Source organism: Candidatus Omnitrophota bacterium (assembly GCA_014728045.1).
Classification (GTDB): Bacteria; Omnitrophota; Gorgyraeia; order Tantalellales; family Tantalellaceae; genus WJMH01.
The window spans coordinates 137,907-150,113 of the sequence record WJMH01000010.1; the positions used below are offsets into that span (position 1 = coordinate 137,907).

A 12,207-nucleotide genomic window follows, 5' to 3' on the forward strand; every position below is an offset into this window, starting at 1 on the left:
CGGAATATTTAGTGTAATTTGATAAAGTATAACATATGAATATATCTATGTAAATAGTGAAATATATATTTATTTTAATCTTTTTTGCCAGCAAATACGGGTCATGAACCATAAGGATTGATATGGCAAAACCCCTTCATGTGTGTTAAAATAATCAACATGAATAATAACAGAACTCAGGACAAGATCGACCTGGAACTTTCACGGACATATTTCGGGAATACTTCAAAACCGGCCCAACCTCTACCTGAGAAGACTTCCCCGGACGAGGACAAGGAAAAAGCGGAAGAAGTACCCCCCCAAAAAACCGTAGAAGGCGTCGAGAAAAAGCTAAAAAGCCGTCCTGCCCGTCCCCGCAAAAAAAGATCGGTTCTACCCGCTCTTTTCATTGTAGTGGCGATAGCCGCTGTGGGCATATATCTTTATCACGGGAACTTCCCTGCCGGCACCGGCAGTGTTATCAAAGATACTCCCGAAAAGACAATAAATTCACCCGGAGGGACTTTCGACCGGTGGAACGAATTCTCCGCTCCCCCGGCAGAAAAGTTCAGGGAAAACGGTAAAACCCTTTATGATTTTGAAAAGAACGATAACGGATGGGAAATACCTTCCTGGGCGCTCGAGAAGACCGATCACATAGCAAGAACAATGAAACCGGTAGAAGGTATCTCCAGCAAAGGATCCGGTTCACTGGGAGTCTATGCGGAATTTTCCGGGAACAAATGGTCCGCGGCCCTGGTGGAAATACAGCATTACCTTGACCTGACCGAATACGAGATGATCACCGCCGACATCTTCCTTCCGCCTGACGCGCCCGTCGGCCTGCGCGGAAAACTCATCCTGACCATTGGTGATGACTGGAGTTTTACCGAAATGACCCGGACCGTACGGCTGAAACCCGGTGAATGGACGACCATCAAAGCCGATATAGCTGAAGGTAACAGCAGCGTCTGGCGCAGAGTCACAGTTGACAGCGCTTTCAAGGAAGACGTGCGTAAGATCGCGGTAAGGATAGAATCCAATAAGCCGACCTACAAAGGTCCGATCTACATAGACAACATCACTGTTTATCCCCCAAAAGAAAAGACCGGCCAATAACAGCTCAGTAAATTCCCAGGTCCCTGAGCCGCTTGTCCGATATACCGAAATGGTGAGCTAGTTCATGCTGCACGGTATGTTTGACCAGATCGACTATGTCTTCCTCGGTATGACATACTTTTTCGATATTCTTCCTGAAAATCGATATCTTATCCGGCATTACCATGCCGTAATTATGGCTCCTTCTGTGAAGGGGAACCCCCTGATAAAGCCCCAGGACCATTCTTCGATGGGCCGTGTCAACCGCCCGGGCCTGTTCAGCGGTTGGTTCCTCTTCTATCACCACGTCCACGTTCTCAAGACTGTCCTTGAAAAGACTGGGCAGCTCCTCCAGGGCCTGGATAACTAGTCTCTCAAAATTTTCGCGTTCCATCATTCAAAAAGGTCCGTCTTCTCCTCCGGGTCCGGCTCCCCGCCATTTCCCCAGTCTTCCTCATCGGTGTTCTTTATGTAGTATTTCCTGTTCTTGATGCCGACAAAATGGCTCCATATCTTGCCTTCCTCGGCCTGGCTTTTCTGAAGCTCCTTTATGGCGTTCGCCTGCGAGGCAAGTTCATCGGAATGATAGACTATCGTAGCCTCAAGGGTCTTTGGCAGGACGGGGGACTGCTGCTCATATTCTCCGTGATGGCTGAGTATCATATGTTCAAGGCGCACTCTCAGATCATCCGGGAAGCCAGGTATCTCATATATCTTTTTCATGAGAATCTTGTGGCCTATCACGATATGCCCCACCAGGCCGCCTTCGACAGTATATTCAACCTTCCTGGGATCGAGTTCATAGACTTTCCCTATATCGTGGATAAAGGCGCCCAGCAGAGTTATGTCCCTGTTGGCTTCCGGATACATCAGGCACATCTTATCCACTATGTACATCACTTCATGGGTATGCTCCATAAGCCCACCGATATACGCATTGTGCCACATCTTACCTCCGAGCCCCTCCTTGAACTTTGACATGAGATCCTCATCACGCAGAAAACCTTTGCTGAGCTCGGCAAGCCACCGGTTCTCGATAGTATTAAGATACTTGACGATCTCAGAGAACACCTCTTCCCGGTTCTCGGCGACGCGGACCATATCCTCATACCTGAATGACCTTTCATCGGCCTTTTCGATATGGTCGATCTTAAGCTGCTTCTCTTCCCTGTACTTATCCACGGTACCCCTGACCCTGACGACATCGCCCACTTCGGCGGCCTCATTGTAGCTTTCCGCCCTGTCCCATAACCTGGCCTGCATTTTGCCCGTTCTGTCCGAGACCGCTATCTGCAGATAGGGTTTATCGTACTTTGTCAGCTTAAGTTCTTTCCTTGAGAGCATGAAGACAGAATCTACCTGCTCGTTTACCTTGAGTTCATTTATGAATCTCTTCTCCATATCGGATCAATCCTCCCAGCAAATAGCCTCATATTCACACCTGCCGCATCTTTCCGGATCCCTCTCCGGCAGCTTGTCAAAATCGAGAGCCTGGATGCTTCTCCAGCACCGCATAAGCACCTTTTCGAACTCTTCCACCATACTGTCGGCAAGCTCCACTACCTCTTCCCTGTAAGCACCTTTCTCCAGAGAATATTTTTTTATGGTTCTGCCTGTTTTCTCGAGGAACTGAAGCACGCCCTTTGTCACTTTTTCATTAAGTCTTTTGCCCTTCGCTCTTTCATAGAGCATCTTGTAGGCGATAAGCTGACGATAATAGTCATCACATTCATACCGGGAGACATCCCTGCAATTCGCGATGGCTTTAACGTGCTTGTCCGGTTTTCCTGTCTTATAATCTACAACTTTTATCTCTCCCGGCGCTTCTCGTTCTATCTTGTCGAAAGTTCCGCGAAACACCAGGCCTTCGGGAAGGGACACTTCGAGTTTATTCTCTAAATCAACGGGCATCACCGGCTCACGTGATTGCCTGCTGTACCAGTCCTCCAGCTGATCGAGTTTATCATAACACCAGGTCTTGATCGTGTCGCTTACGCCTTCATAACCGAGCTCTTTCTTGAAGGCCTCCCTGAACACGGAAAAAGCCGGGAACCTGCCTTTTCCCATGAACTCGGTATAGGTTACCTCAAGCGCTTTGTGGGCGCAGTTACCGAAAACAAGATGCTGGTTCTTCCTCCCGGGGAGTAAAAGCACGTTATCATAGAGAAACTTCCTTTTGCACTGCAGATAATTGTTCAGGCTTGTCGGGTTCAGCGAAAGACGTTTTACCATGTCTCTGAGGATAACGGCTGTACCTTCAAAGGGGTCGGGTTTTTCTACCTGTTTGAGAAAGTTCGCCAGGAATTCCTCTTCCTCCGATGGGGAAGCCAATTCGGGTTCTATTTTCATGTCCTCGAAGAACTGGCTTATGATAACCTTCTCAGCCGGGGTCGCGGTGTAAATCACCCTCGCCTTGGCCCTTGAACTGGCCACATAAAAAAGACGCAGCTCGTCATAATAATCGAGCAGCTTGATCTTCTCCTTTTCATCCACCTTCTCCCTGCTTTTATAGATCTGCGGAGGTATGCGCACCACCTCCCCCTTCTTGCGGACCGGCCAGCTTTTATGCTGCAAACAGAAAGGCAGAAAGACCGTATGGAACTCCTGCCCCTTGGATGCATGAGCGGTATAAACACGCACACCGTCCTGGCTTAGCGTGGCCATCTCCCCTTTAATGGGTATTCCGTGAACTTCCCTGAGCTCCATCTCGTTCATGAACTCGTCAAGACCCAGCGCCGGGTTGGCAAGATCTGCCTGTTTGACCATGTTGATGAATGAAACCAGGGCCCTCAGGTCCCTTACGCGGAGGACCTGGTCCTCTTCATATTTTGTAAGGATATAACCGTAAATCCGCATGTCATTGACATACCTGAGCAAAAGATCGTGCACCGGTTGATCCGCTGCACCGGAAACAAGGCGCTCTATGGCCCATGCGGCCCTGTGCAGGGAATATGGCTTTTCCAGCCCAAGCTTCCTCGCGATATCAAGCTTTTCCGATTCTTCAGGTTCCGGACAGAATGGCTTACCCTCATTATCACTGACGAATTGGCCAAAATGCTCGGTGAATTTCTGGTAGAGATTGTAAGAGGCATATAACGAATCCTCTTTCTGTCTTGACGCTCGTTTTCCCGCGTTACAGTAAGCGATGAACTTGAGTATGTCCGAATGTGAAGCAGAGACATAATCACTGACAAGCACTTTGTAAAGCGCAAGGGACCTTTTCTCCATGTTCTCGGTACCGAGAGAGGCCAGCTGAAGCACATCCAGCATCTGGCGCACTCTCTTCTCTTGGCGTATGTCTTCAGCCCCGTCAGTAGCGTAGGGTATCCCCGCCTGCAGAAAAGCATCTATGATCTTGAGTATATACGCTCGTTTACGGACCAGGACCGCTATATTGTTATAGGGCTTCCCCCTTTCTTCCTCGCTTAGCGCCGGATCGGTCCTGATCGCTTCGGCCTGCTTTTTAATCTGGCCGACAATGTAACTCATCTCTTCTTCTTCGGTCATGAACTCCAGAAAATCTATCCCGGTTTCGCAGAGTTCCCTGCGGGACCGAAGTTTCTTGACCGCTATGCGCTCCTCCTCCGGTAATTGGGATATTATCTGACCCGATAGATCAATTATATCCTGAGTGGAGCGGTAATTATCCTTCAATGTTACCTTTTTAAGACCCGGAAGGCGATCCTCTAATACCCGGAAATTGGCCAAGGTAGCCCCCTGGAACCTGTATATGGCCTGGTCATCATCCCCCACACAGCAGATATTCGGGTTTTCAGAATCCATTATCGAGAATAAAAGTTCCAGCTGCGCACCGTTGGTATCCTGGTACTCGTCCACCATAATATATTTATACTGACCCCGGAAGCCGTCTCTCAGATCGCTGTCTTTCTTAAGAGCATCCAGTGCTATGAGTATCATATCGTCGTAGTCGATCCGCCCTCTCTCATCGAACAGAACCGCAGCATCCATGTCCTTTAACCTTTCATAGTTTTCATATATAAGAGAGAGTTCCTTTAGACGCTTAAGGTGCTTCTGTTCGAGATTCACCCCGTCAGGCTCTATCCCGCGAAGCATACCGGCCATCTCTTCGGGATATATGCCTTCGTTCTTGAGCTCGCTTATCTTTGTTTCGATCTCTCTGCGATGTATATATGGGGCGCCGAAAGGTCTGAGTTCCTTTATCCCTTCGGTGTTGTCTATGATATATTCAAGAGCCCTGACCTTTTCGACCTCGCTCATCTCGATCTTGTCCTTGACGTATCTAATAGCTCCTTCTGATTCAAGAACGATGGAATTAGCGAAACTGTGAAAGGTCTCCACCTCAACGTTATACCCCTTGTGCCCGACTATGCATGCCAGCCTGTCACGCATTTCACGGGCTGCCGCGTTAGTGAAGGTGAGAATCAGAATGTTCTCCGGCAGGATTTTCTTCTTTTTAAGGATGTTCGCGGCCCTTACCGAAAGAAGCTGCGTCTTCCCTGTTCCCGGGCCTGCCAGAACGAGCAAAGGGCCGTCAACGGCGTCAACGACCCTTTTCTGTTCGGAGTTCAATCTATCATAATATTGTTTATAGGTATCCATTATAGAAAACGGAATGACAAGAAGACATCCTTCTATCTCTTTGATATCTGAAAAATAGCGTTGAGGGCTAAAAGGTTCGGCATGAAACTCACCATACCCTTTTCGGACAGGTATACGCTTTTTTCAATGACAATCTCCTGGCCTCTGCAGAATTCAGCAAAATCCTTTATGCTCAGAAAATGAAGGTTGGGCGTGTCATACCACGAATAAGGCAGAGAAGGAGTGACCGGCACCCGGCCGGTGAAGAATATCTGCAGCCTCGCGCCCAAATAACAGAAGTTGGGAAAGCCTATTATCACCTCCCTGCCTATCCTCAATGCTTCCATGATAGCTTCCTTGGGTCTGTAAACCTGCTGCATGGTCTGGTTGAAGATAACATAGTCGAACATCCTGTCCGGATATTCCTTAAGACCCGAATCTATGTCGCCATGGGATACGCTGAGACCTTTCTCAACGCATTTGTAGATGGCTTCCTCGCTGATCTCCACACCGCTGCCCTTGACGTTCTTCTGCAATACCAGGTATTCCAGAAGATCACCGTCACCACATCCCATATCAAGCACCATAGTTCCCGGCCTGACCATGTCGCCTATAACCTTGTGATCGAGTCTGAGTTCTTCTTTTCTTTTGCTGGTCACGTTATTTCCCCATCTTCTTGTAGGTATTGTCCAGAAAATGTTTTACAAGCTTGGTCTCCTCGTTGAATTCGAGGAGGAACGCGTCATGTCCGTAATCCGAACTGATTTCACAAAACGTCACATCTATGCCGTTCATCTTGAGCGCCCTTACGATCTCCTTTGACTGTTGGGGCGGATATAACCAGTCGCTGCTGAAAGCTATGACCAGAAAACGCGCCTTTATCCCCTTAAAGACTTGGTTCAGCTTTTTTTCCTTCTCCAGATCGAAATAATCCATGGCCTTTGTGAGATAAAGATATGAATTGGCATCGAACCGCTTCACGAAACTGTCCCCGCGGTATCTCAAATAACCCTCGACCTCGAACTCGGTACTGAATTCATATCCCAGTTTTTCCCTTTTCAGCATTCTTCCGAACTTCTTCTCCATGGATTTATAGCTCATGTAAGTTATGTGTCCGATCATGCGGGCCACAGAAAGACCCGCTGAAGGGTGGTCCTTCTCATAATAATCCCCCGCCTTCCAGGCGGGATCGGCCATTATTGCCTGCCGACCCACCTCGTCAAAGGCTATCTGCTGTGCCGAATGCTTGTAGGAGGTGGCTATCGGAATGCACGATACAACGTTATTTGGATAGGAAACGACCCACTGCAGAGCCTGCATCCCGCCCATTGAACCGCCGCAGACGGTAAGAAGCTTCTCGATACCCAGAAAATCTATCAGTTTTTTCTGGGCATTCACCATATCCTTGATTGAAACTATCGGAAAAGAAAGGCCATAATGCTTGCCTGTCGAGGGGTCTATGGAATTGGGACCGCTTGAGCCTTTGCATCCGCCTATTATATTGGAACAGATAACGAAATACTTATCGGTATCAAAAGCCTTTCCGGGTCCTATCATCTCATCCCACCAGCCGGGTTTCCTTTCTCCCCGGTGAAAACCCGCGGCGTGTGCATCACCCGAAAGAGCATGGCAGATGAGAAGCGCGTTGTTCTTCTTGGCGTTCAGTTTCCCGTACGTCTCGTACGCTATCTTCAGTTCTTTAAGTTTGACCCCGCTCTCGAGAACGAATTTCTCGCCCTCGGGCATATTATAATACTTTGTATCTATGTATTGCTTTTTATCAGTCATTTCACCTCTTATCCATCCATGTATTCACGATAAAGCCACGTGCTCAAATACCTTTCCCCACCGTCGCAGAGCACCGTAACGACATTTCGGCCGCGATTTTCCTCTCTGGAAGCTATTTTAACGCTGGCGGCGATGTTGGCTCCGGAGGATATGCCTGCGAATATGCCCTCTTCTCTTGCCAACCTGCGGGCGTATTCACCGGCCTCCTCATCCAGAACGGTTATTATCTCATCTAATATTTCTTTTTTCAAGACCTTGGGCACGAATCCCGCGCCTATGCCCTCTATTTTATGGGGACCGGGTTCTCCTCCGGAAAGCACGGCGGAAGACGCCGGTTCAACTCCTACCACCTTTATATCCGGCCGTTTCTCTTTCAGGAATCCCCCCACCCCCGTTACAGTGCCGCCGGTACCGATACCGGCGACAAAAAAGTCGATCTCGCCTCCTGTATCGTTCCATATTTCGGGAGCGGTAGTATCCCTGTGCGCTTTGGGGTTCGCCGGATTCTCGAACTGTTGGGGCATGAAAGCGCCCGGGATATTTTCAACAAGTTCCCGGGCCTTTTCAACGGCTCCTTTCATTCCTCTCTCCCCGGAAGTGAGTACAAGTTCAGCCCCCAGTATCTTCAAAAGAGCGCGTCTTTCCCTGCTCATGGACTCGGGCATGGTCAGGATGAGCCTGTAGCCTTTTGAGGCACTGACAAAGGCCAAAGCGATACCGGTATTCCCGCTTGTAGGTTCTATGATGACCGATCCTTTCCCGAGTTTTCCTTCTCTCTCGGCCGCTTCGATCATGGCTAGCCCGATCCTGTCCTTGACGCTGGACAAGGGATTGAAGAATTCCGCTTTGGCGACGATATTACCCGGCAAGCCTTCGTCGAACGCTGAAAGACGCATAAGAGGCGTCCCTCCAACGGTCTGCGTTATGTTTTCATGTATATTCATTGTACCTGTTCCGAACGATCATGCTCTCTTAAGGGCCCTGTCCAGATCGGCAATAAGGTCCTCGACGTCCTCTATCCCCACGGACAATCTCACGAAATCTTCAGTAACGCCTGCCGCCTTCTGTTCCTCGGCCGTAAGTTGCTGATGAGTTGTAGAAGCGGGATGGATGGCCAGACTCTTGGCATCTCCTATATTGGCCACGTGGCTGAAAAGTTCCACCGAATCTATGAATTTCTTGCCGGATTCAAGACCGCCTTTAATGCCGAAACCCACAAGCCCCGAGTACAGGCCTTCCCTGAAATACTTGCAGGCCACACTGTGCTGAGGGTGGTCCACCAGACCCGGATAATTAACCCATTCAACCTTATGGTGTGAATCGAGAAAACGCGCTATCTCCATTGCGTTCTCGCTGTGCCTGGTCATCCTGAGATGAAGCGTCTCCAGTCCTAAAAGGAAAAGGAACGCGTTGAACGGGCTCATGCAGGAACCGAGGTCCCTGAGAAGGCTCACCCGTGCCCTTGTTGCGAAAGCGACATTGCCCTTCTCCGGCAGGTTGCCGAAAGAATCCCAGAACCTGATCCCGTGATAGCTGGGGTCCGGTTCGGTGAACTGCGGGAATCTCCCGGAGGAAAAATCAAAATTCCCGGAATCAACCACAAGGCCCCCGATAGAAGTGCCGTATCCGCCGATGTATTTCGTGGCCGAATACACTACGATATCCGCCCCGAAACGCACCGGATCAACAAGGTAAGGCGTCGCCACGGTGTTATCGAGAACCAGCGGCACTCCGCTCTCATGAGCGATAGCGGCCACCTCCTCGATATCCACCGCGTCCAGCTTAGGATTGCCGAGGGTCTCGGCGTAGAAAGCTTTGGTCTTTTTAGTTAAGGCCTTGCGAAAATTCTCCGGATCCGTCGAGTCAACGAACTTGACGTTTATGCCCAGGTTACGTAACGTATACTGAAAAAGAGTGTATGTACCCCCGTATAAACTGCTCGAAGAGATTATCTCGTCCCCTGCGGAAGCCAGCGTCAATATCGCCAGGCTCACGGCGGACATCCCGGATGAGACGGCAACAGCGGCTGTAGCCCCATCCAGGGCCGCTATGCGCTTTTCCAGGGCGCCTGTGGTGGGATTCATAAGCCTCGTGTAAATGTTCCCGAACTTCTTGAGGGCAAAAAGATCTGCCGCGTCCTGGGTGTCCTTGAACTGAAAGGAAGTGGTCTGGTACACCGGAACGGCCCTCGCTCCCGTGGTGGGTTCTGGCGAATAACCCGCATGGATACCCATGGTCGCTGGTTTCCATTTTTTCTCTTTCATCTTTGCCTCCTCTTCGGCGTTCTCGGGAAATACCGGCCATCAAAGTTTTGCGGAAAAAGGCTTGTTCATTGGGCGTCTTTATTCCCGGGCGCCCATATCCAGTATTCCCTGTCATTAAGGCCAGATACCCTCAAGGGCTGGACCTTTGTGTTCCTTCCGAATATGTAACCTACCCCGTAAAGGTTACGCGCCCAGTAAACAGCTTCTTTCCAGAAATAATAAGTCAAATATTCCCACAGAGGCGGGGACACCTTACGGACCTCATAGGTAACATAATCATTGTTGACCATAACACGCATGTAATGGAGATAGCCCCCGTCGTCTTCGGGTATCTCTATAAGCATTCCGCCGCCGCCTGTAACTATATGTTCAACTCCGTCGAACTTTTCGCTCTTGAACATGTGTTTATGTCCCGAAAATACCATTTCGACGCCGTATTGGCCGCAGAGCTTCCTGAAACGATAAGCCCAGGGGCTATTATCCTCGTTATACCATTCCTGCTGATATGGATCGAACGGCGGTTTATGCATGGCTATGAAAATATGGTCATGCTGCTGACCCTTTTGCAACTGTTCCTCAAGCCAGTTGAACTGCGACTCTCTCAATGCGCCTTGCTCGTTGTCCAGTATTATGAAAAAACAGTTCCTGTTAACGAAGCTGAATTCCTTTTTACCGCAGTATTCCTCGAAAAGCTTCCTGTCATCATGGTTGCCTATGGCGGCGACCACCGGGTACTTTATGAGTTTCTGCATTTTCTTGTATGCCAGAAAATGCGATCTCTTGCCGTCAAGGGTAACGTCACCTACGCTAAGCACGAAATCTATGGGCACTTTCCGGAACCTGTCCTCCCGGTTCATGTGCCATATCTCTTTCAAGGTAGCCGAATCATTGAAGATAAGACCCGCGTGGTTATCTCCGAACACGATAAAGGAAAAATACGCGCCGGTATTCTGTTCAAGTTTTTGGATATTTGTCTGGTTATTATCCCCGGGCGGGGCGCCCTGCATCATCCAGAAAGGAACAAGCGGCAGGAACGACCATACCACCAGCGCAATGAATATGATTAATAAAACTTTCTTCCAGTTCACTATCTACACCTTCCTTCTCTATCCTTTTCTGAGGTCTATCACACCGCCCCCGGGGAAACAGAAGGTCTTATCCCCGAGATGATGGATAGTCCTCGCCTCATCCTTCTCAAACTGCCAGTGCTCCTGGAAAGCCCCTTCTTCGACTTCGGCGTACTTAACTTCCCCCGCTACCATATTGTATTCTTTAAGAAGATGCTCATCCCTGACCAGGCGGCATTCAAGGACCGCGAGGGCCTCCTTTAACACGGGCGACTGTATCTTTTTACCCGGCTCGGTGCTCAGCGAACACATCTGGAACTTATCAGTGTCCCTGCCGGAGACCGAACCACATTTGGCAACATCCGCGCAAAGATCTTTTGCAGGTATGTTAACCGCGAAATCACCGGTCTTCATTATGCATTCAAAAATAAAATGTTTTTCACTTATCTCCAGGACCACCATGGGAGGATTTTTCTGGAGGGGCATGTTCCATGCAACGGGAGTAATATCCGCCTTCTCGCCACAGGCGGAACTTACCAGCACAACCGGACCGTGATTGATCAATCTGGTAGCCAAGGATAGATCAAGCTGTTTTCTCATCTGCGCCTCCTATCGTGTTATCTCTGTTATTTCATATTTGAGAATACCCGCTGGGACCGCGATCTCTACTACATCCCCCACCCTGTGACCGAGAAGGGCTTTACCTACGGGAGAAGAGACCGAAATCCGGTCATTCTCGAAATCCGACTCCTCCTCCGATACGAGCACATAATCGAACTGAGCGCCCGTTGACTGGTCCTTCACCTTGACGGTAGCACCCAGAAGAGCCTCATCCTTGGGCATGGCACGCTCGTCTATGATCTGTGCCTTGATGAGTGTCTCTTCAAGCTCTGCTATACGTTTTTCATTAAGCGCCTGGGACTCCTTGGCCGCATCATATTCGGCATTCTCGCTAAGGTCACCATGCGCGCGCGCCTCCGCTAGCTGCACGGCTATCTCCCGCCTTTTTTCGCCTTTAAGGTATTCCAGTTCCTTGACCAGCTTGTCCCGGCCTTCGCGTGTCAATGTGATTCTTCCCTGAGACATTTTCCCTTCCTTTCTGCGATGATGTAAGTCTTGTGTTTTTGTAACTAATTATAATGGATTTACCCTTTTTACTCAAACAAAAATATTATATATGGATTTATATAATTAATAATATTTTTAATATCGTTAAAAATCAAAAAGTTATTGTAGGTATCTTGCTTTTTATATCTTTTATCATTAAACTTGTTTTTGTAGAGGGAAATAAGTTCTTTATTAGAAAATGATCATGTTTGATCGATAAGGGCAAACCATTTGAAAGAATGGGGCTGCAAAGCTTTGAACCTACCCCCTGTTCCATACAGGGCACGGTCGTCAGGCTGCCGAAATCAACAGTCCGGTGAATTCAGTTTATTGCCGACTTTTTG

11 protein-coding genes and 1 riboswitch are annotated in these 12,207 nt (G+C 49.0%); of the genes, 1 reads left to right on the forward strand and 10 read right to left on the reverse strand.

Going from position 1 to position 12,207, the window contains the following annotated elements; all coding sequences use genetic code 11:
• Positions 1–138: 138 nt before the first annotated feature.
• On the forward strand, positions 139–1,098 hold the full coding sequence (locus tag GF409_03250) for a hypothetical protein (GenBank protein ID MBD3426231.1): 960 nt from the start codon (positions 139–141) through the stop codon (positions 1,096–1,098).
• Positions 1,099–1,102: 4 nt separating this feature from the next.
• Here GF409_03250 and GF409_03255 read toward each other — a convergent pair whose 3' ends face one another.
• The 10 genes from GF409_03255 to greA all read right to left on the reverse strand — a co-directional run bounded on the left by GF409_03255 (position 1,103) and on the right by greA (position 11,842).
• Positions 1,103–1,474 (reverse strand): hypothetical protein, encoded by a 372-nt coding sequence (locus GF409_03255; protein MBD3426232.1) that lies wholly within the window; start codon positions 1,472–1,474, stop codon positions 1,103–1,105.
• Entirely contained in the window at positions 1,471–2,478 is a 1,008-nt protein-coding gene (locus tag GF409_03260) for an HD domain-containing protein (GenBank protein MBD3426233.1), read from the reverse strand. The genes GF409_03255 and GF409_03260 overlap by 4 nt, the downstream gene beginning before the upstream one ends.
• A 6-nt stretch (positions 2,479–2,484) precedes the next feature.
• Positions 2,485–5,658 carry an AAA family ATPase gene (locus GF409_03265; protein ID MBD3426234.1) on the reverse strand — a complete coding sequence of 1,058 codons (3,174 nt, stop codon included), beginning with the start codon at positions 5,656–5,658 and terminating at the stop codon, positions 2,485–2,487.
• A gap of 32 nt (positions 5,659–5,690) precedes the next feature.
• Entirely contained in the window at positions 5,691–6,242 is a 552-nt protein-coding gene (gene metW / locus GF409_03270; protein MBD3426235.1) for a methionine biosynthesis protein MetW, read from the reverse strand.
• 55 nt (positions 6,243–6,297) lie between these two features.
• A complete protein-coding gene (locus GF409_03275) occupies positions 6,298–7,425 on the reverse strand; it encodes a homoserine O-acetyltransferase (protein MBD3426236.1) in 1,128 nt (375 codons plus the stop codon).
• A gap of 8 nt (positions 7,426–7,433) precedes the next feature.
• Complete coding sequence (cysK, locus tag GF409_03280; GenBank protein MBD3426237.1) at positions 7,434–8,369, reverse strand: cysteine synthase A; 936 nt, start codon at positions 8,367–8,369, stop codon at positions 7,434–7,436.
• 18 nt (positions 8,370–8,387) lie between these two features.
• Positions 8,388–9,689 carry an aminotransferase class I/II-fold pyridoxal phosphate-dependent enzyme gene (locus tag GF409_03285; protein ID MBD3426238.1) on the reverse strand — a complete coding sequence of 434 codons (1,302 nt, stop codon included), beginning with the start codon at positions 9,687–9,689 and terminating at the stop codon, positions 8,388–8,390.
• A 65-nt stretch (positions 9,690–9,754) separates the two neighbouring features.
• Complete coding sequence (locus GF409_03290) at positions 9,755–10,777, reverse strand: hypothetical protein (GenBank protein MBD3426239.1); 1,023 nt, start codon at positions 10,775–10,777, stop codon at positions 9,755–9,757.
• Between the two features lie 18 nt (positions 10,778–10,795).
• Positions 10,796–11,356 (reverse strand): hypothetical protein, encoded by a 561-nt coding sequence (locus tag GF409_03295; protein ID MBD3426240.1) that lies wholly within the window; start codon positions 11,354–11,356, stop codon positions 10,796–10,798.
• A 9-nt stretch (positions 11,357–11,365) separates the two neighbouring features.
• Complete coding sequence (gene greA / locus GF409_03300) at positions 11,366–11,842, reverse strand: transcription elongation factor GreA (GenBank protein MBD3426241.1); 477 nt, start codon at positions 11,840–11,842, stop codon at positions 11,366–11,368.
• Positions 11,843–12,074: 232 nt separating this feature from the next.
• Positions 12,075–12,167: riboswitch (cyclic di-GMP riboswitch) on the forward strand.
• Positions 12,168–12,207 lie beyond the last annotated feature (40 nt).